Source organism: Novosphingobium sp. BL-S-20 (assembly GCF_055521635.1).
The window spans coordinates 327,257-349,174 of sequence record NZ_CM145494.1; the positions used below are offsets into that span (position 1 = coordinate 327,257).

A 21,918-nucleotide genomic window follows, 5' to 3' on the forward strand; every position below is an offset into this window, starting at 1 on the left:
GCTGCTCAGGAATCGAGCGACGCTTCATGCTGCACTTGCGTTGAGTGGAGCAAATTTTCGCCCAGAAACTACCAATTGGTAAATTGGCACGGCCTTTGCTTATCCATTGTTAACCGGCGCGGGGCCGGTCAAAAACAGGGGATCGGCATGAAGTTCATCATAGCCATCATCAAACCCTTCAAGCTCGACGAAGTTCGGGAAGCGTTGGGGGCAATCGGGGTCGCCGGCATGACCGTGACCGAGGTGAAGGGCTTCGGGCGCCAGAAGGGTCAGACCGAAATCTACCGTGGGGCCGAATATTCGACCAACATGCTCCCGAAAGTGAAGATCGAAGTGGCCGCGCCCGACGATCTGGCGCCGAAGATCGTGGAAACGATCCAGCAGGTCGCCAGCACCGAGGCGATCGGCGACGGCAAGATCTTCGTCCTCGACCTGGCTTCGGCCGTGCGCATCCGCACCGGCGAGTCCGGGGACACCGCGCTTTGACCCGCGCTTTCGACTGGAGGGAAACCACGATGAACCGCAAGATTCTTTGCGGCGCGGGCGCACTGGGTGCGTCGCTGTTCGCCGCCATGCCTGCCTGGGCGCAGGACGCCGCCGCCACGCCGACGATCGACAAGGGCGACACCGCCTGGATGCTGACGTCGACGCTGCTCGTCTTCCTGATGATCCTGCCCGGCCTCGCCCTGTTCTACGGCGGCCTGACCCGCTCGAAGAACATGCTTTCGACGATGACGCAGATCGGCGCGGCAGCCAGCCTCGCAATGCTGATCTGGGTCATGTACGGCTACACCATGGCCTTCGGTGACGGCGGCAATGCCTTCGTCGCAGGCTTCGGCAAGGCCTTCCTCAAGGGCATCACCCCCGATTCCGTGTCGGGAACGATCCCCGAATACGTCTTCGTCTGCTTCCAGATGACTTTCGCGGCGATCACCGTCGCGCTGGTGCTGGGTTCCACGGTCGAGCGTATCAAGTTCTCGGCGGTCATGGTCTTCGCCGTGATCTGGCTGACCATCGTCTATTTCCCGATCGCGCACATGGTCTGGGCACCGACTGGCTACTTCTTCGGTCTCGGCGCGCTCGATTATGCGGGCGGTACCGTCGTCCACATCAATGCCGGCGTCTCGGCGCTGGTCGCCGCGATCATCCTCGGCAAGCGCAAGGGCTTCCCCAACGAGCCCATGCCGCCGCACTCGCTGACGCTGACTTTTGTCGGCACCGGCCTGCTGTGGGTGGGTTGGTTCGGCTTCAACGCCGGTTCGGCTCTCTCGGCCAACGGCGCTGCCAGCCTTGCCATGATCAACACTTTCGTCGCCACCGCTTCGGCAGGCCTGTTCTGGATGCTCGCCGAGCGTCTGGCCGGTCACAAGGGTTCGGCTCTGGGCTTCTGCTCGGGCGTCGTTGCCGGTCTCGTCGCGATCACCCCGGCTGCGGGCAATTCGGGTCCGTTCGGCGCGATCGTCCTCGGCGGCGTGGCTTCGGTGATCTGCTTCTTCGCGGTCAGCAAGCTCAAGCCCGCGCTCGGCTATGACGATGCGCTCGACGCCTTCGGCGTCCACGGCATCGGCGGTATCGTCGGCGCGATCGGCACCGGCATCGTCTATTCGCCGGCGCTCGGCGGACCGGGCAAGCCCGACTTCGTGATGGGTTCGCAGCTCGTGATCCAGATCGAGGCCGTGCTGGCCACCATCGTGATCTCCACGATCGGCACCGTCATCGCGATCTTCATCGCCAAGGCAGTCACCGGCCTGCGCGTCGCTCCGGAAGTCGAACTGGAAGGTCTCGACATCGGCGAGCACGGCGAGCGCGCCTACAACTGAGTTTCAAGTTTGGAGTTTGGCGGCGGCGGATACTTCTTCCTCTCCTACGATCCGTCGTCGCCTCCCGGTGTTCCTCCTGCGAACACAAACTCAAGGGTCGGAGCCAGCCGCTCCGGCCCATTTTTCTGTTCGGAATTCCGCTCCGAATTTCCTCCGAATTTCCTTTGTCGCACTGGCGGCAATGTGTGATGTTGTGCGCGCACCTGCGGGAGATTGGCCGTGAAATACATCATCGCGATCATCAAGCCCTTCAAGTTTGCGGACGTGAAGGATGCGCTCTCCGCAGCCGGAATCTCCGGCCTGTCCGTCTCTGAAGTAAGCGGCTTCGGGCGCCAGAAGGGCCAGGCCGAAATCTATCGCGGCGCCGAATATGCCTCCAGCATGGTGCCCAAGCTGAAGCTGGAGATCGCGGTGTCCGACGCTTTCGCGCCCACCGTCATCGACGTCATCCGCACGACCACAAGCACCGCCGAGATCGGCGATGGCAAGATCTTCGTCTTCGACCTGGCGGACGTTCTGCGCGTCCGCACCGGGGAGCAGGGCGACATCGCCCTCTGACGGCTATTTGAAAATGCCCGACAGGGCATTTTTGGAGCGGCATCGGCCCGCGCGCCCACCCGACCTCCCACGAGTGTATCCTGATGGGAGGTCGGGTGGGCGCGCGGGCCGGTGCCGTAAAATCCGCCTACGGCGGATTTTCAAACGGAACCTCAGTTCCCTGCGGCGAACATGTCGATCAGCTGGCGGATCGGCGAGACGTCATAGCCTGCCCCAGCCGCCTTCGAGGCGATCACCGAGGGATTGTCTCCGGCCTTGGCACGGGCAAGCGCCCAGAGCAGCGTGGAGCGCGTGCCCGAGCGGCAATAGGCGAGTACCGGACCTTCTGCCGTGTCCAGCGCCTCGGCCATGGCCGTGACCTGAGCCTGGCTGAACCCGCCATGACCCACGGGAATCGCCACGTAGTCAATTCCGGCAGCGCGGGCCTCGGCCTCGATGACCTCGCCAGGAACCTGATCCTCGCTCTCGCCTTCGGGGCGGTTGTTGACGATCCGGACGATTCCCAGGGCTTTCGCCTCGGCAATGGCATCGGTGCCGATCTGCGGGCTGGCGAAGACGGTGTCGGTGATCTGGCGGAACATGGAAGCGAGTCTCCGGTATGAACGGGCCGTTTGGGCTCCGGTTCGGCCTGAAATTCGTCCACGTCAAGGGTTCTGTCCCTGCTGAAAGCAAGGCAGAACGCCGTGAAAATGCGATATTTCGTCAGTCTGAGGGGAAAATGCCCCTTAATTGTGTTCGCCATGTGGCAGAACCTCGTGTATGACTCGCGATTGCAGGCAGGTTCCGGCTGGTTCCGGCTATTTGTCTGCCGCCCGGCGCGGTTCGTCCACGTGTCCGGGTTCATGCTTTTTGGGGCGCAGCGAAGGTACGTTCGTAGACATGGGTTTTGACAGAGGTCGTCGCGGAAGGGGACGCGACAAGCGCGATGGTGGTTTTGGGGAGAACGAGTTCGATCCGTTCTTTGCCGGCCAGGATCGCTTCGGTGGCGGTGACCGTTTCGGTGGCGGCGATCGTTTCGGCGGTGGCGGTGATCGCGGCGGTTTCGGCGGCGGTGATCGCGGCGGCTTCGGCGGCGGCGATCGCGGCGGTTTCGGCGGCCCGCGCGGCGGCGGCGGTGGTGGCGGCTTCGGCGGCCCGCGCGGCGGCGGTGGCGGCATGCCGGCCCAGGTTGTCGGCCAGGGCAGCGGCGTCGTAAAGTTCTTCAATGGTGCCAAGGGCTTCGGTTTCATCCAGCGCGATGAAGGCGGCGAAGACGTGTTCGTGCACATCAGCGCTGTCGAGCGTGCCGGTCTCGAAGGCCTGGCCGAAGGTCAGCAGCTCGAATTCCAGCTCGTCGATCGCGGCGGCAAGATTTCGGCCAGCGAACTCGTGGTCGTCGGCGACGTGATCCCGGTTGCCAAGCGCGAGCCTGCGCCGCAGCGTCAGCTGACCGGCGAAAAGGCCACCGGCACTGTCAAGTTCTTCAACTCCATGAAGGGCTTCGGCTTCATCACCCGTGATGACGGCCAGCCGGACGCTTTCGTGCACATCAGCGCTGTCGAGCGTTCGGGCCTCGGTGCCCTGAACGAAGGCGATCGCGTGGAGTTCGACATCGAGGTCGATCGACGAGGCAAGTACTCGGCGGTCAACCTGGCGCCGCTCCAGGCCTGATCCCGATCTGCAATGCTCCCGGTGTTTGACCGGGGGGCTGCAAATACCTAAAAGCGCGCAAATGGCGGTCCGGATAGGGCCGCCATTTGTCGTTTGCGATTCCCGTTCTCACTTCACTGTTTCGTTATCGAGGAATTCCGTCATGTCGATCACTCCGCTGATGCCCGTGTACCCCCGGTGCGGCGTTCGGCCCGTTCGCGGCGAACACTGCCACCTCATCAGTGAAGACGGTCGCCGATTCCTCGATTTCGCGAGCGGCATTGCCGTCAACCTGCTCGGCCATTCGCATCCCGGCCTGATCGGCGCGATCCAGAAGCAGGCCGAGACGCTGATGCACGTCTCCAACCTCTACGGCAGCCCGCAGGGCGAGGCGATTGCCCAGCGTCTGATCGACCTGACCTTCGCTGACACGGTGTTCTTCACCAATTCCGGCGCGGAAGCGGTGGAATGCGCGATCAAGACTGCGCGCGCCTATCACCAGCACGTCGGCAACGACCACAAGTACGAGCTGATTACGTTCAAGAACGCCTTCCACGGCCGGACGATGGCGACGATCAGCGCCTCCAACCAGGAGAAGATGCACAAGGGCTTCCTGCCCTTGCTGCCCGGCTTCAAGTATCTGGAATTCAACGATCTCGAAGCGGCCAAGGCGGCGATCGGCCCCAACACCGCCGGTTTCCTGGTCGAGCCGATCCAAGGCGAAGGCGGTGTCCGCATCGCTTCCGACGAATTCCTCCAGGGCCTGCGCGCACTTTGCGACGAGCATGACCTCATGCTGGTGCTCGACGAAGTGCAGAGCGGCGTTGCCCGCGCCGGAACGCTCTATGCCTATGAGCAATTCGGCATCGTGCCGGACATCATGTCCACGGCCAAGGGTATCGGCGGCGGCTTCCCGGTCGGTGCCTGCCTTGCCACCGAGAAGGCGGCGCGCGGCATGGTGATCGGCGCGCACGGTTCGACTTACGGCGGTAACCCCTTCGCGATGGCCGCGATCGGGGCCGTGCTCGACGTGGTTTCGGACGAGGCCTTCCTCGCCGACGTCCGCGCCAAGGGCGAGCGCCTGCGCGGACGGCTGGAGCAGTTCATCGGCAACTATCCCGAGCTGTTCGAATCGGTCCACGGCCGCGGCCTGTTCATCGGCGTGAAGCTCAAGATCGAGCCGCGTGCTTTCGTCGCCCACATGCGCGACAACCACCAGCTGCTGACGGTTTCGGCGGGCGACAATGTCGTGCGCGTGCTGCCGCCGCTGGTTATCGACGACAGCCACATCGATGAGTTCATGGAGCGTCTCTCCGCCGCGGCAGCAAGCTATCAGCCGGAAGAGGTGGCCTGATGAGCCGGGATTTCCTTGACCTGAGCGATGCCGGCGGTCCTGCCCTGGCGGCCATGATCAACGACGCTATCGACCGCAAGGCGGCGCGTAAGGGTCTGCCCAAGGGGCAGGCCGATGCCGATGCGCCGCTGGCCGGTCACGTTCTGGCGATGATCTTCGAGAAGAACTCGACCCGTACCCGCGTCTCGTTCGACATGGCGATGCGCCAGCTCGGCGGCAGCGCGCTGATCCTCGAAGCGGGCTCGACCCAGCTCGGCCGCGGCGAGACCGTGGCCGACACCGCCCGCGTGCTCAGCCGCATGGTCGACGCGATCATGATCCGCACCGACGATCACGCCAAGATCGAGGAACTCGCGCGCCATGCCGACGTGCCGGTGATCAACGGCCTGACCGACCAGTCGCACCCGTGCCAGATCGTCGCCGACCTGCTGACGATCGTGGAGCGCGGCTTCGCGCTGCCCGGTCTTCAGCTGGCATGGCTGGGTGACGGCAACAATGTCGCCAACTCGCTGATCGAGGCAGCGGGCCTGATGAAGTTCACCATCCGTATCGGCGGCCCGGCGGGCTATGAGCCGGATGCCGGTTTCGTCGAGCGCGCGCGCGCGGCGGGCGGCGAAGTGATCTTCACGCAGGACCCGGTCGAGGCGGTTCGCGGCGCACAGGTCGTCGTCACCGATACCTGGGTCTCGATGGGCCAGGCCGGGGGCGAGGTTCATGTCGCGGCGATGCAGCCCTATCAGGTCGATGCCGCGCTGATGGCCAATGCCGCGCCGGATGCCCTGTTTTTGCACTGCCTGCCCGCGCATCGCGGCGAGGAAGTGACCGACGAGGTGATCGACGGTCCGCAGTCCGGTGCCTGGGACGAGGCCGAGAACCGCATCCACGGCCAGAAGTCGGTGCTGCTCTGGGCGCTGGGCAAGCTGTGAGCGAAGACCTGCCGCGCAGCGACGATACCGGTTTCGATCGCGTCCTGGCCTTCACGGTCCCGACCCGCCATGCGCGCGGGCGGGTCGTGCGGCTGGGACCGGTTCTGGAAACCGTGCTCTCCGCGCACAGCTATCCCAAGGTCGTCAAGCACGTCCTGGCGGAGGCCCTGGTCCTCACCGCGCTGATGGGCTCGCTGCTCAAGGAAGAGGATGCGCAGCTGACCTTCCAGGCCCAGGCCGAAGGCGGCGCGGTGGACCTGCTGGTCTGCGATTACCGGAACGGCGAACTGCGCGGCTACTTGCGCCACGATGAAGCTCTGGCCGAAAAGCTGGAGGAGGACTGCTCGCTGGAGACCATCTTCGGCAGCGGTTATCTGGCGATCACGTTCGACCTTCAGGTATCGAACCAGCGCTATCAGGGCGTGGTGCCGCTGGAAGGGGCATCGCTCGCCGAGGCTTGCGAAGCCTATTTCGCGCAGTCCGAGCAGGTGCCCACGGTCATCCGTATCGCGGTCCGTTCGAACGGGCCGCGCTGCGTGGCGGGTGGTCTGCTCGTGCAGCACCTGCCCGACGGCGAGGAAGGCAAGGAGCGGCTCCACGCCAAGGAGATGCATCCGGATTGGGAGCATGTCTCGATCATGGCGCAGAGCATCCAGCCCGCCGAACTCGTCGATCCGGTGCTCAATCTGGAGCAGTTGCTGTGGCGCCTGTTCCACGAGGAAGACGAAGTCCGGGCCGAGCCGCTGGTGCCGCTGGTGCGGGGATGCCGCTGCTCGGTGGACTATTATCGCAGCATTCTGGAGCGGTTCCCCGAAAGCGAGCGGGCGGACATGCGCGACGAAACCGGCATGGTGCCGGTGGACTGCGCTTTCTGCTCCAAGATCCTGCATGTGCCGGTGTGAAGGCGCCGCTTTGAGGGAATCGGTCTCCCCGCCGACTTGTCTTGTCGGCGGGGAATGACGATATGGGGCCTATGATGTTCCCCAGGTTCCGAAAATTCGCGATCTTTCCCCGGTGCGGTTTGCCCGAGAGCAGCCGTCTTGCACGGGCCGCGCTGTTGGGCCTGACCGGCACCGCGGCCCTGCTCGGCGGGGCGAGCGCCGAAGGCCAGAAGCGCCCGCTGGAGATGCTCGACCAGTTGACCGCAGGTTCGTGGGAGTTGCGTGAGCACAGCACCGGAAACTCCACCGTCAACCTCTGCGTCCGCAGCGGCCGCCAGTTGATCCAGTTCCGCCATCCGGGCCAGGCTTGCAAGTCGGTGGTCGTCCAGGATTCCCCGGATGAAGTGGTGGTACAGTATATCTGCGCCGGACAGGGCTATGGCCGGACGCATATCCGGCGCGAGACCAATGCGCTGATCCAGCTCGACACGCAGGGCATCGTCGGCGGCCAGCCGTTCGACTATGCGGGCGAGGGGCGGCGGACCGGGCCTTGCCGCTGATAGTGCAGCACGAGGTTGTCATCGCGGCGGCGAAGGCTTAGCTCTCGCGCATGCAGATTTCTCAAGATACTCCTTCTCAGGATAGCACTTCTCAGAATGGCGAGCGCCGCAAGGCCGTCGTCCTGCTTTCCGGCGGTCTCGATTCGATGGTTTCGGCCGGTATTGCCCGCGAGACGGGCTTCGCCGTGAATGCCCTGACCATCGACTATAACCAGCGCCATCGCTGCGAGATCGATTCCGCGCGGAAGATCGCGGAGTTCGTGGGGGCGGAGCGCCACGTGGTGCTGCCGCTCGATCTGCGCCAGTTCGGCGGATCGGCGCTGACCGACGATATCGAGGTGCCCAAGGACGGCGTCGGCCCCGGCGTGCCGGTGACTTATGTGCCTGCGCGCAACCTCGTGTTCCTGTCGCTGACCCTGGCCTGGGCCGAGGCGATCGGTGCGACCGACATCTTCATCGGCGTCAATGCGCTGGACTATTCGGGCTATCCCGATTGCCGTCCGGAATTCATCGCCGCGTTCCAGGATATCGCCCGGCTCGCCACCAAGGAAGGCGACCAGGGCACGCAGTTCCGGATTCATGCGCCGCTGCAGTTCATGGGCAAGGCGGATATCGCCCGCGAGGCGGATCGTCTGGGCATGGATGCGGGGATGAGCTGGTCCTGCTACGATCCGCAGCCCGGCGACGTGGCTTGCGGCGAATGCGACAGCTGCCGCCTGCGCAAGGCGGGTTTCGCCGATGCCGGGCTGGTTGATCCGACGCCTTACGCTGTCTGATCCCCGAATAGTCCAAAGCAAAAAGCCCCGCGAGAGCGGGGTTTTTTTTGTGCTCGCAGTCGCTTGCAGCAGGCAAAAGAAAAGGGGGCCGGATTGCTCCGACCCCCCAATCTGTAACCGTTGCCGGTTCGCTTACATGCCCGAACCCGGACCGTAAGTGATCTCGACGCGACGGTTCTGCAGCTCGCGCACGCCGTCAGCAGTCGGAACGCGCGGGTTGGCTTCACCGAAGGCCTGGCTCGAGATCGAGCCGTCCGGAATGCCGTGGCTGGTCAGGTATGCACGAACCGAGTCGTTACGGCGTGCCGACAGACCCAGGTTGTACTTCGGGGTACCCGAACGGTCGGTGTAACCGGCCAGCATGATCGGCACGCTGTTGCAGTTGCCATAGGCACTGACGGCGCTGTCGAGGATGGTGGCGGCTTCCGGCGTGATGTCCGACTTATCCCAGTCGAAGAACACGATGTACGGACCCTTGTTGCATTCCACGACCGGCGGCGGCGGCGGCGGCGGGGGCGGCGGCGGGGGCGGCGGCGGCGGCGGCGGCGGCGGCGGCGGAGCTGCCGGTTCGCCGAAGTTGTAGCCGATGGTCGCCATCAGCGAGTGCGAACGCCACTTGGTGCGAACGTCGCTGCCGTCCACGTCGACGAAGTTCACCTTCGAGACGTTGCTGAAGCGGTACTTCAGACCGACGTCGACATGGCTGCTGATCGGCGCGCGGATACCCGCGATGGCCTGCCAGGCGAAGCCGGTGTCGGAATCGTCGTAGATGTCGTAGTGAACGCGGCCAACGCCGGCGCCACCACCGACGAAGCCCTGAAGGCCGTCATCGGGACCGAAGTCGAGAAGGCCGTTGACCATGAAGGTCAGGTTGCTGGCGTCGGGGCCGTTGCTGCCCTTGAACGAAGCCTGGCGGTAGCTGGCTTCGGTTTCGAGACGGAACGGACCGAAGTCGTAACCGAGAGCGACACCGCCGTCGAAGCCGGCGCTGAAGTCTGCGGTGTCAGCGTTGCTGACGCCGTTAATCTTGAGATCGGCGTCTTCGACGATCATGGCACCGAAGTCACCTTCGATGTACCACGAGTTGTCGCGCGCCAGCGCGGGAGTGGCGATAGCTGTCGAAGCCAGCGCCAGTCCAATGACGAGTTTCCTCATACGTTTCCCCTACTAAGAGATTTGGAGCCACCGAGTGCCTGTGGTGTCTACCCCCTCAGCTTTCCGTGTGCAAGCGCACATTGGAGCTGACTGTTGCAGAAATGTCGCGTTTTCGGGGGGTTGGTGAGGCGTCGTGACTCCTTTATTGGAAATCGACTTCACGTTATTGCCCCTGCACAGTGCTGCGTGTCATGCTGATGGAACGATACCCAAGGCTTGCAGGGCGACGACCAGTTCCCCGATCGCCGCCCGAGCCTGAACATCAACTGTCATTCCGCCAAGTGGTTCCACGGGAAGCGAACCTTTTCTCCAAATTCCGTCGAAGAGCCGTTCCTGACCTGTGGAAAGGTCGTAGATTCTGAGGCCCCGGCGGGCTTCCGCGAAAATCCAGTTGCCGCCCTGAAAGCTCGCGATTGCGGCATCGTGGCCGCTCCAGACGCCGGTAGCCTGGGTGGCGACGAGCCAGCATTCGCCCGCTTCGGCGGTCTCGGGCGGATCGGGTCGCTCTCCGGATACAGTCGAGTGCAAAAGAGCATCGCATCGCGACAGCGCCTCGTTGACGAACACTTCTTTCTGCGCCTGTCCGGCATGGAGCAGCGGCAGGGCAAATCGCGGGCTGGCGCTTTCGAAAATGACGGTCTCGCTCATGATCGGAATTCCTTGCGGAGTTAGGGGGTCGGGAAGAGGTGGAGACTCGTGGAAACCGCGTAAGTGCCCTGTTGCCGCACGCGGAAGGCATCGCCGGGAGAGCGGGCGGAAAGTTCGGCCAGCAGATCGGGCGGCAGGTCCATGCGGGACGCTTGCAGCGTCCAGGTGGCGAGCGGATTTTCCAGTGGGCCGTAAGTGAGCAGATAGCTCTCGGTCTGTTCGACCAGCGGTGTGTCGATGCCGTCCTGCCAGTTCCAGCCGCCCCGCGCGCGGCGGGTCCAGGCGAGGCGCAGGGTGCCGTCGCCGAGCAGTTCGGCGCGGGGATGGACCGGGGCGAGCGGGCGCAGGGTGAGGCCGCTGAGGTGTACCGGGCTGGTGACCGGCTCGGCATCGCCGCGGCCCATGGTGAGCACTTTTCTTTCCGCCGCAGTTCCGAGGCGCGCCGGGTCGAGCGCCAATGCGGTGCCGTCCAGCAGGACGAAAATTTCGCCCGTTGTATGCTCGGTCACGGCACTTTCGGTGCCGCCGCGCCCGCGCAGGAAGCCTTCGAGTCGCCACCGGCCTTCGCCGAGCGCGGTCGCTTGGGCGAACTGAAGCAGTTCCTCACCGATGAGAGCGAGGTTTGCGCCCTCGGCCAGTTGCCGCATGGTGGCCGAGGTGAGATTCATGCTCGGATCGACGAGCGTTACCGCAAGGCTGGAAGTGCGGTCGAACAGCAAAGGGGTTCCCGGCGGCAGGGCGGAAGATGCCGTGCCTATGACCGCGCGGCGGCGACCGCTTCCGCCGAGCGGATCGAGCTGGCCGTCGCCCCGGCCCGCATAGAGTGCGGCGCCGCTCCAGTTCGACCCTGCCGAGGACAGGGCGGCGAAGACGCGCGGCCTTCCGGCGCTTTCGGCGGCGGGATCGTGCGGCAGTTCGAAAGCGGCGAGTACGGTTGCGGTGGCGGGCAGGTCTTCGGGCGCATTGATCCGGCCCGGATCGATGGCAAGCTGCAACGGCGCGTCGGCGCCGGTCGGCACCACGCGCTCGGCGGTCACTTCCACACCGCTGTCGCGCCATTCCCATTCGAGCACCCGCCAGCGCCCGGCGATCCGGGGAAAGGTGACGAGCGTGCCGGGGGCCACGGCAGGATCGAGTTCGGCAGTGCGCCAGGAGATTCGTTCACGGCGCCAGTCGGTGCGGTGCCGGGCCTGCTCGATCAGGCTGCGGGCGGTGGCGGCATCGAGCGCGGCGGGCAGTTCGATGGCGCCGGGCTGGCCGGGGGATGCTTGTCCGGCGGCGTGCTGGATGCCGGGCAGATAGTCGCGGTCGCAGTCGAAGTAGCGCAGGAGCGATAGCGGGCGTTCCTCCGCGCCGCCGCGATGGCGGGCGAAGCCGGTGGCGGCGCCGAAATCGCCGTCCTCGGTCGGGATTGCCGCTTCGGGCAGGGCGATCGGCTGGTCCTGCGCGTGCTCGGGGGCGATCGCGAGGGCTTCGCCGCCTGCATCGGCGGCCAGCGGGAGGACCTGATCGACGGTGTCCAGCAGTTCGACGAGGCTGCCCTCGCAAGTGAAGCCGCGAAAGCCGGTGAGCGGCACGGCGGCTTCGACATCCTCGATCACCTCGCCAAGTACATCGGCCTGATCGAAAGCCTCGTCGGCCACGACTTCGAACGTCAGCGCGGGGATGCGGTTGTAGAAATCCGAGAGGTCGAGGTCCTCGAACACGACATAGGCGAGGTCGCGGTGGGCCGGGCACTGTGCTTCGCCCTCGGCGGCGAGAATCAGCGGGTCGCAGGGCTGGTCGCCGTGGCCGGTGTGGAGGCGCAGGGTGCCGCCGGTCTTGAGGTCGCCCTCGACGCCGCGCAGCAGCCTGCCGTCGGCCCAGATGCGGCCGATGCCGAGGATCGGGCGGCTCGCGACCGCGAAGCTGGCGCTATAGCTATAGGCGGTGACCGAACCTGCGCCCTTGCCGCCGCCGAGCGTCTCGCTGCTTTCGGTGAGTTCGGTGGCCCAGATCATCTGCCCGGCCACGCGCATCCGCCCGAAATGGCGCGGCAGCGGCTGGCCGTAGCTGGAGGTGGTGACATCCAGTTCCCTGAGCCTCCCGCGCTGGCCGCGCGGAGTGCCGAAAAGCGCGGCGTCGAACTGGCTGCCGACCAGCGAGCCGACCGCGCCGCCCATCGGTCCGCCGAGCGCGGTGCCGACGGCGCTGAATACGAGCGTGGCCATGTCTATTCCTTCTCCTCTTCGGGAATCGCGCGCCAATGGCCGATGCGCTGCCAGTCATGCGGCAGCGGGCCGAGCACGACGCGGCGCAGCCCGGCATGGGCGTGGACGATGCGGGCGCGGTCCTGTGCCACGGCGAAATGGTGCTGGCAGGGACCGGGGCGCAGCAGCAGCACGTCGCCGGGTTCCGGCTCTCCACAGACCGGCGTGAGGCCGAGGCGTTCGGAGAAGGCAGCAGTATCGGGCGTGACCAGCGCGCGCAGGCGGTAGCCGCCCGGCAAGTGCCGCGCCCGCTCGCCCGGCAGGCTGGCGGCGACGACGCCGAGGCAGTCGAGACCGATCCGTGGGTCCCGGCCATGGAGGCGGAAGGGAATGCCCACGAGTTCGCGTGCCGCTGCGGCGATAGTGGCCCCGTTCATATCGAAGGCGTTCATATCGAGGGCGAGGGGTAGCGGGTGAGCAGGTCGTTGCCGGGCAGGAACGGCTCACCGCGAAAGTTCGCCGCATTGGCGAAGCGGGCGCCGCAAGTCCCGAGCGTATGGTCGCAGCCCTCGCGCAGGAAGGCGCGGGTGCCGGGCGGGGTGGTTTCGTCCAGCGGGCGGTCGAGGATCAGGGCGCCCGCCCCGGTCGCTCCGGTGACGCTAATGGTCTCGCCCGCCTGCGGACCTTCCAGCCAGCGCAAGCTGCCGCCCGCATGAAGCGCGGTATCGATAGTTTCGCTCAGGACCACGGCATTGTTATCGGGATCGAGCGCCATGAGCACGACTTCGCGGGTGAAGCGCTGGGCATCGAGATTGCAGCCGGGGCCGCAGAACGCGGCGCGGCAACTGGGGCTGGTGCGCGGCACCGGGTCGCGCAGGAGTTCCTGCTTGCGCGAGGTCAGTTCCGCCGAAAAGCTGCCGTCCTCCTGCGAGACCGCGCCGATCGTGCCACTATAGAGTGTGTCGCGTTCCAGCGTCTGCCAGTCGATCAGGCCTATGCACACGCGGGCGTGGTCGAAGCGCCCAGCGGCGAGGTCTTCGACGGAGATCGCCTCGTGGCTCAGCGTGCCGCGCACCTCGGCGCTGTCCGGTTCGAACCCCGCCGACTTGCGGATCGAGGAGGGCACCATGCCGGGCGCGGCGCGGTGCAGCACGCCGCCGAACCAGAGGTCGGCGTCATGGGTGGTGAAGCCCAGCGTCACGCCGTCGCGGCGGTCGATCCGCCAGAACATGGCGACCGTTTCGAGATCGGTGGAAAACCAGACGCGGCTCATGACGCCTCCCGGATCTCGACGAGGGGAACGCTCGGCGCCTCGCCTGCCGCGAAGGCCGCGCCGGAGACTTCGAGCCGGTCCTCGGCGAAACGCACCGGCACGTCGAACAGGAAGCCCGCGCGGACCTCGGCCCCGGCGGCAGGCGGATCGTCGAATTGAATCACGCCGAGCGGTTCGAGCGACCAGTTGGCGGGCTGGATCATGCCGTCCACCGAGACCAGCACGGTATCGAACCGGGGTCGGGTGATCCGGCGGACTTGCGGATCGTCCTCGCCATAGCGCTTGGTCAGGGGGAAAGCGGCGCGGGTGCCGTCACCGCTGCCGAGCGGCTGGTCGAGCGGGGTCGGCACGCCGGTCATGCCGTTCGAGCTGAAGTCGCCGGGGTCGCGCAGCAGGAAGCCGCGCGCGGGGCCGCGGCGGGCGCGGTAGAAGGCGATCAGGGTGCCCAGTTCGTCCTCGGAGCGAATGCCGGGGCCGACATCGAAGCGCAGGCGGGCGTCGGACCAGAGGCTGCTGCGCCGCTCGAAGCCCGATGCTGTCACGGAGATCGCGGTGGAGAACTCGGGCGCCACGGCGGCGTCGCGGCCGAGGGCGAGCGGATAGGGAACAGTGTCGAAGGCCTGCATCGCATCGGCTCCTGAAAGGGGTGGGGCGGGAAGGCGGACGAAGCCGTCGCGGGCGACTTGCGGCAGCGCCCAGACCACGACTTCGTGGTGGTTGCGGGCGAGGGCTTCGTCGATGCCGGAATCGATCCGGCGCCACTGGTCGCTCTGCGCGGCGTTCAGCACGAAACCGGCGAGGTAGTCCTGCGCCTCGGGCGGATAGCCGAGGTGGGCGTTCACCGTGGCATAGGCGCGGCGGCGCAGGGCGTCGGCTCCGGCGGTGAGCCAGTCGTAGTCCTCCACCTGCAGGCGGTCGAAGGCGGGCGCGGCCCAGCCGGTGGGCGGGTTGGCGCGGCGCATCTCGGGCATGGCGGGGTCGAGCACGGTGGGGGTGAAGACCAGCGCCAGCGCCTCGACCGGCTCCGGCGCGGCGGCGGTGCGGACGGTGGTGATAAGGTCTGCGGTGGACTGCGCGAGCAGGGCACCGGCCTTGTCGAGCAGGGCCTTGCGCGCCTCGTCCATCGGTGCGCGCAAGTCGGGAATGGCTGGGGGTGTGCCGCCGAACTTTGCGCGGGCGGCGGGGTCGTAGAGGCAGATGCGCCCGTCCGCGAAGCACCACCACCACGGCTCGCCGACCTGGAAGCGCACCGGGGCACCGGCCTCGATCATCAGCCGGGCGAAGGCGGCGCCGACTGTTTGCAGGTAGCCCATCGCCGTGTCGTTTGCAGGCGAGAGCAGGGTGGAAGGCGGGTCCCAGCCGGTGAGGGCGGGATGGCCGTCATGGTCGCGCTGCTTCCAGTCGTCCGGGCAATGCTGATCGAGCAATTCGTAGGACAGCGAGGCGACCGGGCTGAAGCCGAGCTTCACGCAGTCCGCGAAGAAGGCGCGGTGCCAGGCCCGCGTCGGCGCATTGAGTGGGTCGTTCGCGTTGCCGACGCGATAGGTGCCGTCCATGGCGGCGAGCCGGAAATAATGGCTCATGCCGACATAGTGGATCACCGAACCCCGGTAGCCGAGCTGGCGCACGCTGCGCAGCAGGCGGGCCGGGGTCTGCACGCCCTGGTCGTCGAAGCCGCTGGCCATGGCGAGGCCGCTCGGCGGCAGGATCACGTCGCCGATCTCCAGCATGGCGCGGGCGCCGTCCACCGCGATCTCGCTGAGTTCGATCCAGCCTTCGGCCTCTGCCGGGAGCGGATCGGCGCTGCCGTCGTAGCTGGGCGGGCAGAAGGAAATGAACATGCGGTCGATTGCATGGGGCCAGACGCGGTCGCCGGAGGGCAGCGCAAAGCCTGCCTCCAGTTCCGAGAAGCGCAAGTCGATCCGGGCGTCCTCGCCGCTGCCTTCGGCATAGTTCCAGAGGCGGACGTACCAGACGCGCGGCGCGCCTTGCGCATCCCGGCCCTCGACCGTCAGGGTCGGGCCGAGGCCGGAATCGAGCGGGATCACCCCCGAGGACCGCCAGCGGAAGCTGAGCGAGGTATGCGAATAGTCGCGGTCGGTCTTGTAGGCGAGCAGCGGGTGGTCGAGGCGGTCCTCGCTTTCCCAGATCAGCCCGCCGAGGTCGCCCTTGCGCAGGAACGAAGCGTCCACGCGCAGCGAATCGGGCCCGGTGGACACGACCGAGGCCATCATCGGGCGGGGGAAGTTGACGGTCCAGAAGCGCGGGTCGAAGCGCCTGATCCAGTCGCTGGTCTGTCCGTTGCGCTTGGCGGCAAGCCAGAATGCCATCTTGGGTGCTCCCGTGAATCAGCGGGCGGAGATCGCGCGGCGCACGGCGCTGGCGACCTGACGGGACGAGCGCTGGAGCGACTGCGGCGTGCTCGCGCCGCGCGGGGCGGTGAGGGTGATGGCAACTTTGACGTCGCGCGCCGGGCCGCCCGAGCCGGTCTCGATCCGTCCGGCGGAGGTGGGCACGAAGAGTTCCGGCCCGCGCTCGCCGACCAGATAGCCGCGCCCCGGCGCGACATTGCCGCCGGTTGCGCGGCCCGGCAGGCCGAGCAGGCCGGAGACCAGTCCGGAGAGATTGAGCGCGCCGGTGGCCGCCGCCGATGTGCTGCCGGAGGTGCCGAACAGGCCCTGCTGCACCGACTGCGCGGCGATCTCGGCAAGGGCGCTGAGGGCGGTGCGCTTGAGGTCGTCGAAGCCGAGGCTGCCGCGCCGGATCGCCCCGGTCAGGCCTTTTTCCAGCGCCTGCCCGGCCTGCGTGAAGCCGGAGACGAGGTCTCCGTCCACGCTGGCGCGCATCTGCGCGATGTCGGGGGTGAAGCCCTCGGTGCCGGCGCGGACTTCCACCAGCAGGCTGTCGATGTCATCGCTCATTGTCTTGCTCCATCAGCTTTTCGAGCAGGGCGCGGTCGAGACCGGGGGCTGCGGTATTGGTGGTCAGCCCGAGCGCGGCGGCGAGTTCGGCGGGGGTGGCGGCCCAGAATTCGGCAGGGCGCCACCCGAGCGCCTGCGCGGACAGCGTGCAGAGGCCGAGCGCTGCCGGGGCAAACCGGGCCTCGCTCATCCGCTGCCTTTCAGGATCTGGCCGAGCAGCACGCGCAGCGGCACCGCGCAGTCGGCGAGGCCCTGGGTCACGACCGCCTCGCCTACGGCTTTGCGGGTGATGGCGCGGTGGGGATCGAGGCAGTGCCAGAACAGCGCCGCCAGTTCGGAGATGCGAAGCTGCCCGGCACCCGCGCGCTCGACGAGCGCGAAAAGCGGGCCGAGTTCCTCCTCGGCGGCGACAAGCGCGGTGAAGCTGGGGCGCAGGATATGCGCGGCGCCGCCGATCTCCAGCAGGGCCTCGCCGCGTAGAGGGTTCGCCCGAGTCATGCCGTGGCCACCGCGCCCGAGCTTTCGAGCTGGAGCGTGTAGTTGCGCTCGCCGTTGAAATCCCCGGCATAGTCGAGGCGCTGGACGAGGAACCTGCCGCGCAGTTTCTCGCCGTCCTCGAAGCTCAGTTCGTAGTCGTCGAGCGTGCCGGCCATGGCATTGGCGCGGATTTTCGCCTCAGCCGCCGAGCCGAGGAAGATGCCCGCCGCGCTCACCGAGACCGCGCGGACGCCCGCGCCGGACAGCAATTCGCGCCAGCCCCCGCTGTCCTTGCTGGTGACGACGACGGTTTCGCCCGTGACCGACATCTGAGTCGTGCGCAGACCGGCGACGGTCTGATAGCTGGCGGGCGTGCCGCCGTTCGAGATCTTGAGAAGGAAGGAGCTGCCTTTCTGGGCGGGCATGGTGAGGCTCCTTTCGTGGGGGTGTCAGGCGGCGAGCAGGCGGAATCGGTATTCGAGCAGGACCGCGCGGCGGCTTTCCCCGCGCTGTTCGGCGCGGGCGCGGAGGAACTGGATCGAGGCCACCGCGAAACCCGGCTGCGCGCGCGGCAGGCTTTCGATCCGGGCCTCGATCCCGGCGACCAGCGTGGCCGCTGTCTCGGGCGCATCGCCCCGGCAGTGGAGTTCCAGCGCCACGCGCACTTCGCGGCCTGGTGCGGTCTTGCAGCTCCAGTCGGTGCTGGCGCTGGCGGCGATTGCGAGCCACGGCAGGCTGGTGCGCGAGGGGGCTTCCTCCACCACCGCATTGAGCTGCGCCGAGAGGTCCGGGTCGGCGGCGAGCCAGTCGATCAGCGCGGTGCGCAAGGCGATTTCCATGGCTTATCCTTTCGCGAAGAGCGACCAGACGAGATCGGCGCGGCGCCAGCGCCGTTCGTCGCCGCGTGCGGCAAGGCGGCGGGTTTCGGCACGGGCGGCGGCGAGGGTTTCGGCGCGCGCGACCAGCCTGCGGGCGAGATCGTCGAACAGGACGCGTGCCGAGATCATGCGAGCCGCATCCGGCGCCAGGGCCGCCACAGCGCCGCGACCGAGGCGGGCGGCAAGGACGCGGCGCCGCTGCCGTCGCGCTCGCGGTGCTGGTGTGCGGCGAGGCGGATCAGGCCGTGGCGCAACCCGTCCGGCAGGCTGTCCCAGTCGTCGGCCAGCCCGGCGGTGAAGCGCACCGCGACCTTGCGGGCTGTGCCGGAAAGGGAGAGCCGGACCCGCCCGGTGCCGTCGGCATCGAGGTCGATCTCATAAGCTCCGGAGGGCAGGGCGAAGCGGCTGCCATCGGCGGCGATGCCCTCGATCCCGGTGATCGCCTGGCCCGGGCGGGTGGACAGCGCCTGCCATCCGCCGCGGACCAGCAGCACTTCCTCGCAAGGCGCAACGAGCGGCATCCGGCAGGTGAAGGCTTCGCAGGTTTCGAGCGCGGCGGCGAGCAGGGCGGAAAGCGCGGTATCGTCGCGCGGGGTGGTGATGCCGAGCCATTGTTTTAGCTCCGCAAGCGTCGCGGACGGCAGCACCGGCGGCGTGAGAATGACCCGGTTCATGGGGGTCTCCGATCGGGAGGGAAGAAGGCGGGTGGCCCGCGCCATTCGGGGGCAAGGAATGGCGCGGGCCGCTGCTCAAGGCGCGGGGAGCGGAAAGGACGGCACCGCTCCCCGCACGGGCCTGGATGGCGTCAGGCCGTGATCTTGAGCAGCTTGATCGCGTCGGAATCGAGCACTTGTCCGCCGATCCGCTTGACCGCGTAGAAGTGGACGAAGGGCTTGTTGGTGAAGGGATCGCGCAGGATCGAGGTCGCGCTGCGCTCGGCGATCAGGTAGCCCGCGCGGAAGTTGCCGAAGGCGATCGGCAGGGCGCCCGCGGCGATGTCCGGCATGTCCTCGGCCTCGACCACCGGATAGCCGAGCAGGCGGTTCGGCTGGCCGTCCATCAGGCCCGGCTGCCAGAGGAACGAGCCGTCGGCGGCCTTGAGCTTGCGGACGACGGCCAGCGTCTTCGCGTTCATCACCCAGCTCGCGCCCTGGCGGTGGCCGCTCTTCAGCGCATGGACGAGGTCGATCAGCTTGAGTTCGGGCGCGCTGTCGAAGCCGGTGGCATTGCCCGAGCCGAGGAACTGGAGCGTACCGAAAGCGCGGGCCGCATCCGCCGCGGCGGCATTGGGTGCGGCGAGGAAGCCCTTGGGCTGGTTGGTGCCGCTGCCGCTGACGAAGGCGGCGCCTTCCGCGCGGGCGAACTCCATGGCGATCTCGTCGGCCAGCCACGACTGGATGTCGAAGGCCGCATCGTCGAGCATGGCCTGGCTCGCTGCCGGGTTGGCGTAGAGTTCACCGGCGGGCGGGGCGATCTCGGCGAAGCTCGGCGTGGCGGTTTCGGCGCGGGCGCCGGTCTCGCTCACCCAGCCCGAGGCGGTGCCGCCGGTTGTCACCAGCTTGCGGTAGCCCGCCGAGCCGGTCTGGACGACCTGGGCGATCGCGCGGATCGGGCTGATCGACTTCAGGCGCGCCGAAATCAGCGCATCGACCTCGCGCGGGACTGCATAGCCGCCGTCCGCGAGCACGGTGCCGGACAGCGACTTGATCTCGGTCTCGCGGCCCAGGCGCAAGTAGCCGTCGACGAAGCCCTTCACTTCGAGGCTGGCGGGGGCGGCGCCTTCGATCACCGGGCGGGCGGCGGCGCGGCTGACGCGGTCGAGCCGGGCTTTCACGTCGTCGACATCGCCGCGCAAGGTCTCGACGGCGGCTTCGGTGGCGTCCTGACGGGCGACGAGATCGAACGAGGCGTCGAGCGCTTCGGCGGGAACAGGGGATTCCATCGGGCAGGGACCTTTCGATTGGAGCCGCCGGTTCGGGCGGCGGGGAAATGGGGGAGAGGAGGAATCAGGAGATCAGGTGCACCCGCGCGCCGTGCTGCATCGGGTGGGTGACGAGGCTGACTTCGAACAGCTCCAGATCGAGCAGTTCGCGGCCCTCGGCGCCGGTGCGGCTGGCGCGGGCGCGGTAGCCGAACGAGAGGCCGGTCACGGTGCCGCGCCGCAGCGCGAGACCGGCGGCGCCGTCCGGGTTGTCCACCGAGGCGGTCACGCGCAGGCCGCGCTCGTCCTCGGCGGCGGTTTCGATCCAGCCGATCCGCAGGTCTGGCCGGTGCTGCCAGAACAGCGGCAGCGGATCGCGTCGCTCCGCCAGCGTCCGGGCGAAGGCACCGGGGCGGATCAGGTCGCGCCCGGCGTCGCGCCTGCCGAACAGGGCGGCGTAACCGGCGAAGCGCAAGGTCCTCATCGCAGCAGCTCCCCGACGCCGAGGCGCACGGCGAGGCCGAGCAGCAGCAGCGCCAGCACCCCGCGCACGATCCAGCCGATGGCGGCGGCCTGGGCGCTGGCCTTGGCATCGCGCCAGGCCTGGAGCAGCTCGCGCAGTTCGGAGAGGTCGCCCGGCGCCGTCGCATCGTCGAGGCCGATCCGCGACAGCATGCGCCGCGCGCCGACTTCGCTGGCTTCCTCGACGATGGCGCGCAAGGTCACGAGTTCGCTGCCTTCGCCGGTCGCCTGGGCGAGCAGCCCGGCCAGCATGTCCTTTTCGTTCATGATATGTTCCCTTCATCTTTCGAGGCCGGGGCGAGGCCGAGCAGGGCGCGCTTCTCTTCCGCATCGAGGAAGTCGGCGGCGCTGACTTGCGCCCAGAGTCGCTCGCGGTCCTCGGCAAGGGCGGGCACGCGGTCGAGGTCGATCTGGAGACAGGTCTGCGGGAACCACGGCGCGAGGCCCTCGCAGAGGCCGGAGAGAATCTTGCCCGCCAGCGGCAGCAGGGTGAGTCGCCAGAGCGCGCGGTTGGCCTCGCGGTAGTTCGCGTAAGTGGCGTCGCCCGGCAGGCCGAGCAGCATCGGCGGCACCCCGAAGGCCAGCGCCACGTCGCGAGCGGCGGCGGCCTTGAGCGTGGCGAAGTCCATGTCCGCCGGGGTCATCGCCATGGCCTGCCACTTGAGGCCGCCTTCCAGCAGCATCGGCCGCCCGGCATTACCCGCACCGGCATAGGCATTGGCAAGCTCGGCCTTGAGCCGGTCGAACTGGTCGTCGGTGAGCGTCTGGCCGTCGTCCGCCTCGTAGACCAGCGCGCCGGAGGGGCGGGCGGCGTTTTCCAGCAGCTGGCGGTTCCACTGCGCGGCGGCATTGTGGGTAGCCACGGCCTCGTCGGCGGCGGCGAGGCAGCCCGCGCCGTAGTGGTCGTCCGCCGGGTGGAAGTGGCGGATGTGGATCACGTTGGGCGCGGCGTCCTCGTCCAGCAGCGGGATCGTCAACCGCCGCCCGGCCACTTCGTAGGCGAAGGCGGCGGGCCAGCCGTCCTCGCCCGCCATGATCGAGACGCGCTCGGGCCGCAGGGCGAAGAGTTCGACCGGGCGTCCCCGTGCGTCCTTGAGCACCTGCACATAGGCATTGCCGTGAAGCAGCAGGTGGCAGGCGAGCGTCTCCAGCAGCGACTGCCCGGCGCTGGTCTCGGTGACGAGCGCGGTCAGCTTGGGATCGGCAGGGCGCAGCGGAGCGCCGCCGATGCCTTCGGCCACGAGACGAACCGCGCGCTGGGCGACGGGGTTTTCGAGATAGGCGCGGCGCACCGCCGAGGCATATTCGAACGGCGCCCGCCCGCTGCCGCTCTCGGCGAAGAACCAGGGCGAGGCCGGGCCGCGCGCCAGCGGCACACGGGCACTCTCGCCCTTGAAGGCGGCGAGGAGGGTATCGATGAAGGACACGGG

At 67.7% G+C, this 21,918-nt stretch carries 27 protein-coding genes; 9 read left to right on the top strand and 18 right to left on the bottom strand.

What is annotated here, in order from left to right:
- The first annotated feature begins 147 nt into the window (after nt 1-147).
- From ACZ1II_RS09190 to ACZ1II_RS09200, 3 genes are all read left to right on the top strand, one after another.
- Entirely contained in the window at nt 148-486 is a 339-nt protein-coding gene (locus ACZ1II_RS09190) for a P-II family nitrogen regulator (protein ID WP_021232713.1), read from the top strand.
- 29 nt (nt 487-515) lie between these two features.
- Nucleotides 516-1,820 (top strand): ammonium transporter, encoded by a 1,305-nt coding sequence (locus ACZ1II_RS09195; protein WP_465146148.1) that lies wholly within the window; start codon nt 516-518, stop codon nt 1,818-1,820.
- Nucleotides 1,821-2,039: 219 nt separating this feature from the next.
- Complete coding sequence (locus ACZ1II_RS09200) at nt 2,040-2,378, top strand: P-II family nitrogen regulator (RefSeq protein WP_465146149.1); 339 nt, start codon at nt 2,040-2,042, stop codon at nt 2,376-2,378.
- A 152-nt stretch (nt 2,379-2,530) separates the two neighbouring features.
- Here the strand turns inward: ACZ1II_RS09200 and ACZ1II_RS09205 are convergent, their stop codons facing one another.
- Entirely contained in the window at nt 2,531-2,959 is a 429-nt protein-coding gene (locus tag ACZ1II_RS09205) for a protein tyrosine phosphatase family protein (protein ID WP_465146150.1), read from the bottom strand.
- Nucleotides 2,960-3,257: 298 nt separating this feature from the next.
- Here ACZ1II_RS09205 and ACZ1II_RS09210 point away from each other — a divergent pair, with 298 nt between their 5' ends.
- From ACZ1II_RS09210 to queC, 6 genes are all read left to right on the top strand, one after another.
- The gene (locus tag ACZ1II_RS09210; protein WP_465146151.1) at nt 3,258-4,028 is read left to right on the top strand and encodes a cold-shock protein; all 771 of its coding nucleotides are present in this window, start codon (nt 3,258-3,260) and stop codon (nt 4,026-4,028) included.
- Nucleotides 4,029-4,170: 142 nt separating this feature from the next.
- The gene (locus ACZ1II_RS09215) at nt 4,171-5,361 is read left to right on the top strand and encodes an acetylornithine transaminase (protein ID WP_465146152.1); all 1,191 of its coding nucleotides are present in this window, start codon (nt 4,171-4,173) and stop codon (nt 5,359-5,361) included.
- Nucleotides 5,361-6,287: an ornithine carbamoyltransferase gene (gene argF / locus ACZ1II_RS09220; protein ID WP_465146153.1), complete on the top strand. Its 927-nt coding sequence runs from the start codon at nt 5,361-5,363 to the stop codon at nt 6,285-6,287. The genes ACZ1II_RS09215 and argF overlap by 1 nt, the downstream gene beginning before the upstream one ends.
- Nucleotides 6,284-7,189 carry an Hsp33 family molecular chaperone HslO gene (gene hslO / locus ACZ1II_RS09225; RefSeq protein ID WP_465146154.1) on the top strand — a complete coding sequence of 302 codons (906 nt, stop codon included), beginning with the start codon at nt 6,284-6,286 and terminating at the stop codon, nt 7,187-7,189. Before argF ends, hslO begins: the two co-directional genes overlap by 4 nt.
- A gap of 119 nt (nt 7,190-7,308) precedes the next feature.
- On the top strand, nt 7,309-7,728 hold the full coding sequence (locus ACZ1II_RS09230; protein WP_465146155.1) for a hypothetical protein: 420 nt from the start codon (nt 7,309-7,311) through the stop codon (nt 7,726-7,728).
- 50 nt (nt 7,729-7,778) lie between these two features.
- Entirely contained in the window at nt 7,779-8,504 is a 726-nt protein-coding gene (queC, locus tag ACZ1II_RS09235; RefSeq protein WP_465146156.1) for a 7-cyano-7-deazaguanine synthase QueC, read from the top strand.
- A 132-nt stretch (nt 8,505-8,636) separates the two neighbouring features.
- Here the strand turns inward: queC and ACZ1II_RS09240 are convergent, their stop codons facing one another.
- From ACZ1II_RS09240 to ACZ1II_RS09320, 17 genes are all read right to left on the bottom strand, one after another.
- Complete coding sequence (locus ACZ1II_RS09240) at nt 8,637-9,659, bottom strand: OmpA family protein (RefSeq protein WP_465146157.1); 1,023 nt, start codon at nt 9,657-9,659, stop codon at nt 8,637-8,639.
- 189 nt (nt 9,660-9,848) lie between these two features.
- Entirely contained in the window at nt 9,849-10,307 is a 459-nt protein-coding gene (locus ACZ1II_RS09245) for a DUF2793 domain-containing protein (RefSeq protein ID WP_465146158.1), read from the bottom strand.
- A 20-nt stretch (nt 10,308-10,327) separates the two neighbouring features.
- On the bottom strand, nt 10,328-12,517 hold the full coding sequence (locus ACZ1II_RS09250) for a GTA baseplate fiber-binding domain-containing protein (RefSeq protein ID WP_465146159.1): 2,190 nt from the start codon (nt 12,515-12,517) through the stop codon (nt 10,328-10,330).
- Between the two features lie 2 nt (nt 12,518-12,519).
- Nucleotides 12,520-12,933, bottom strand: coding sequence for a hypothetical protein (locus ACZ1II_RS09255; RefSeq protein ID WP_465146160.1), 414 nt, complete (start codon nt 12,931-12,933; stop codon nt 12,520-12,522).
- An 11-nt stretch (nt 12,934-12,944) separates the two neighbouring features.
- On the bottom strand, nt 12,945-13,769 hold the full coding sequence (locus tag ACZ1II_RS09260) for a DUF2163 domain-containing protein (protein ID WP_465146161.1): 825 nt from the start codon (nt 13,767-13,769) through the stop codon (nt 12,945-12,947).
- Nucleotides 13,766-16,099, bottom strand: a complete 2,334-nt coding sequence (locus tag ACZ1II_RS09265) for a phage distal tail protein, Rcc01695 family (RefSeq protein WP_465146162.1) — start codon at nt 16,097-16,099, stop codon at nt 13,766-13,768. The genes ACZ1II_RS09260 and ACZ1II_RS09265 overlap by 4 nt, the downstream gene beginning before the upstream one ends.
- A gap of 18 nt (nt 16,100-16,117) precedes the next feature.
- Nucleotides 16,118-16,690, bottom strand: coding sequence for a tail tape measure protein (locus ACZ1II_RS09270; RefSeq protein ID WP_465146163.1), 573 nt, complete (start codon nt 16,688-16,690; stop codon nt 16,118-16,120).
- On the bottom strand, nt 16,680-16,880 hold the full coding sequence (locus tag ACZ1II_RS09275) for a phage tail assembly chaperone (protein WP_465146164.1): 201 nt from the start codon (nt 16,878-16,880) through the stop codon (nt 16,680-16,682). Before ACZ1II_RS09275 ends, ACZ1II_RS09270 begins: the two co-directional genes overlap by 11 nt.
- Entirely contained in the window at nt 16,877-17,188 is a 312-nt protein-coding gene (locus tag ACZ1II_RS09280; protein WP_465146165.1) for a gene transfer agent family protein, read from the bottom strand. Before ACZ1II_RS09280 ends, ACZ1II_RS09275 begins: the two co-directional genes overlap by 4 nt.
- Nucleotides 17,185-17,592: a phage major tail protein, TP901-1 family gene (locus ACZ1II_RS09285; protein ID WP_465146166.1), complete on the bottom strand. Its 408-nt coding sequence runs from the start codon at nt 17,590-17,592 to the stop codon at nt 17,185-17,187. Before ACZ1II_RS09285 ends, ACZ1II_RS09280 begins: the two co-directional genes overlap by 4 nt.
- Before the next feature lie 24 nt (nt 17,593-17,616).
- Entirely contained in the window at nt 17,617-18,006 is a 390-nt protein-coding gene (locus ACZ1II_RS09290) for a DUF3168 domain-containing protein (RefSeq protein ID WP_465146167.1), read from the bottom strand.
- 3 nt (nt 18,007-18,009) lie between these two features.
- Nucleotides 18,010-18,174, bottom strand: coding sequence for a hypothetical protein (locus tag ACZ1II_RS09295; RefSeq protein ID WP_465146168.1), 165 nt, complete (start codon nt 18,172-18,174; stop codon nt 18,010-18,012).
- Nucleotides 18,171-18,719 carry a head-tail connector protein gene (locus ACZ1II_RS09300; RefSeq protein WP_465146169.1) on the bottom strand — a complete coding sequence of 183 codons (549 nt, stop codon included), beginning with the start codon at nt 18,717-18,719 and terminating at the stop codon, nt 18,171-18,173. The genes ACZ1II_RS09295 and ACZ1II_RS09300 overlap by 4 nt, the downstream gene beginning before the upstream one ends.
- A gap of 131 nt (nt 18,720-18,850) precedes the next feature.
- On the bottom strand, nt 18,851-19,987 hold the full coding sequence (locus ACZ1II_RS09305) for a phage major capsid protein (RefSeq protein ID WP_465146170.1): 1,137 nt from the start codon (nt 19,985-19,987) through the stop codon (nt 18,851-18,853).
- Nucleotides 19,988-20,051: 64 nt separating this feature from the next.
- A complete protein-coding gene (locus tag ACZ1II_RS09310) occupies nt 20,052-20,450 on the bottom strand; it encodes an HK97 family phage prohead protease (RefSeq protein WP_465146171.1) in 399 nt (132 codons plus the stop codon).
- Nucleotides 20,447-20,755: a DUF6127 family protein gene (locus ACZ1II_RS09315; RefSeq protein WP_465146172.1), complete on the bottom strand. Its 309-nt coding sequence runs from the start codon at nt 20,753-20,755 to the stop codon at nt 20,447-20,449. The genes ACZ1II_RS09310 and ACZ1II_RS09315 overlap by 4 nt, the downstream gene beginning before the upstream one ends.
- A complete protein-coding gene (locus ACZ1II_RS09320) occupies nt 20,752-21,915 on the bottom strand; it encodes a phage portal protein (RefSeq protein ID WP_465146173.1) in 1,164 nt (387 codons plus the stop codon). Before ACZ1II_RS09320 ends, ACZ1II_RS09315 begins: the two co-directional genes overlap by 4 nt.
- Nucleotides 21,916-21,918: the final 3 nt, after the last annotated feature.

Bases quoted from the DNA above. Each gene is read 5' to 3' on its own strand.
- ACZ1II_RS09190 (WP_021232713.1), top strand. From the start codon at position 148: ATGAAGTTCATCATAGCCATCATCAAACCCTTCAAGCTCGACGAAGTT.
- ACZ1II_RS09195 (WP_465146148.1), top strand. From the start codon at position 516: ATGAACCGCAAGATTCTTTGCGGCGCGGGCGCACTGGGTGCGTCGCTG.
- ACZ1II_RS09205 (WP_465146150.1), bottom strand. From the start codon at position 2,959: ATGTTCCGCCAGATCACCGACACCGTCTTCGCCAGCCCGCAGATCGGC.
- ACZ1II_RS09210 (WP_465146151.1), top strand. From the start codon at position 3,258: ATGGGTTTTGACAGAGGTCGTCGCGGAAGGGGACGCGACAAGCGCGAT.
- ACZ1II_RS09215 (WP_465146152.1), top strand. From the start codon at position 4,171: ATGTCGATCACTCCGCTGATGCCCGTGTACCCCCGGTGCGGCGTTCGG.
- argF (WP_465146153.1), top strand. From the start codon at position 5,361: ATGAGCCGGGATTTCCTTGACCTGAGCGATGCCGGCGGTCCTGCCCTG.
- queC (WP_465146156.1), top strand. From the start codon at position 7,779: ATGCAGATTTCTCAAGATACTCCTTCTCAGGATAGCACTTCTCAGAAT.
- ACZ1II_RS09240 (WP_465146157.1), bottom strand. From the start codon at position 9,659: ATGAGGAAACTCGTCATTGGACTGGCGCTGGCTTCGACAGCTATCGCC.
- ACZ1II_RS09245 (WP_465146158.1), bottom strand. From the start codon at position 10,307: ATGAGCGAGACCGTCATTTTCGAAAGCGCCAGCCCGCGATTTGCCCTG.
- ACZ1II_RS09250 (WP_465146159.1), bottom strand. From the start codon at position 12,517: ATGGCCACGCTCGTATTCAGCGCCGTCGGCACCGCGCTCGGCGGACCG.
- ACZ1II_RS09255 (WP_465146160.1), bottom strand. From the start codon at position 12,933: ATGAACGGGGCCACTATCGCCGCAGCGGCACGCGAACTCGTGGGCATT.
- ACZ1II_RS09260 (WP_465146161.1), bottom strand. From the start codon at position 13,769: ATGAGCCGCGTCTGGTTTTCCACCGATCTCGAAACGGTCGCCATGTTC.
- ACZ1II_RS09265 (WP_465146162.1), bottom strand. From the start codon at position 16,099: ATGGCATTCTGGCTTGCCGCCAAGCGCAACGGACAGACCAGCGACTGG.
- ACZ1II_RS09270 (WP_465146163.1), bottom strand. From the start codon at position 16,690: ATGAGCGATGACATCGACAGCCTGCTGGTGGAAGTCCGCGCCGGCACC.
- ACZ1II_RS09275 (WP_465146164.1), bottom strand. From the start codon at position 16,880: ATGAGCGAGGCCCGGTTTGCCCCGGCAGCGCTCGGCCTCTGCACGCTG.
- ACZ1II_RS09280 (WP_465146165.1), bottom strand. From the start codon at position 17,188: ATGACTCGGGCGAACCCTCTACGCGGCGAGGCCCTGCTGGAGATCGGC.
- ACZ1II_RS09285 (WP_465146166.1), bottom strand. From the start codon at position 17,592: ATGCCCGCCCAGAAAGGCAGCTCCTTCCTTCTCAAGATCTCGAACGGC.
- ACZ1II_RS09290 (WP_465146167.1), bottom strand. From the start codon at position 18,006: ATGGAAATCGCCTTGCGCACCGCGCTGATCGACTGGCTCGCCGCCGAC.
- ACZ1II_RS09295 (WP_465146168.1), bottom strand. From the start codon at position 18,174: ATGATCTCGGCACGCGTCCTGTTCGACGATCTCGCCCGCAGGCTGGTC.
- ACZ1II_RS09300 (WP_465146169.1), bottom strand. From the start codon at position 18,719: ATGAACCGGGTCATTCTCACGCCGCCGGTGCTGCCGTCCGCGACGCTT.
- ACZ1II_RS09305 (WP_465146170.1), bottom strand. From the start codon at position 19,987: ATGGAATCCCCTGTTCCCGCCGAAGCGCTCGACGCCTCGTTCGATCTC.
- ACZ1II_RS09310 (WP_465146171.1), bottom strand. From the start codon at position 20,450: ATGAGGACCTTGCGCTTCGCCGGTTACGCCGCCCTGTTCGGCAGGCGC.
- ACZ1II_RS09315 (WP_465146172.1), bottom strand. From the start codon at position 20,755: ATGAACGAAAAGGACATGCTGGCCGGGCTGCTCGCCCAGGCGACCGGC.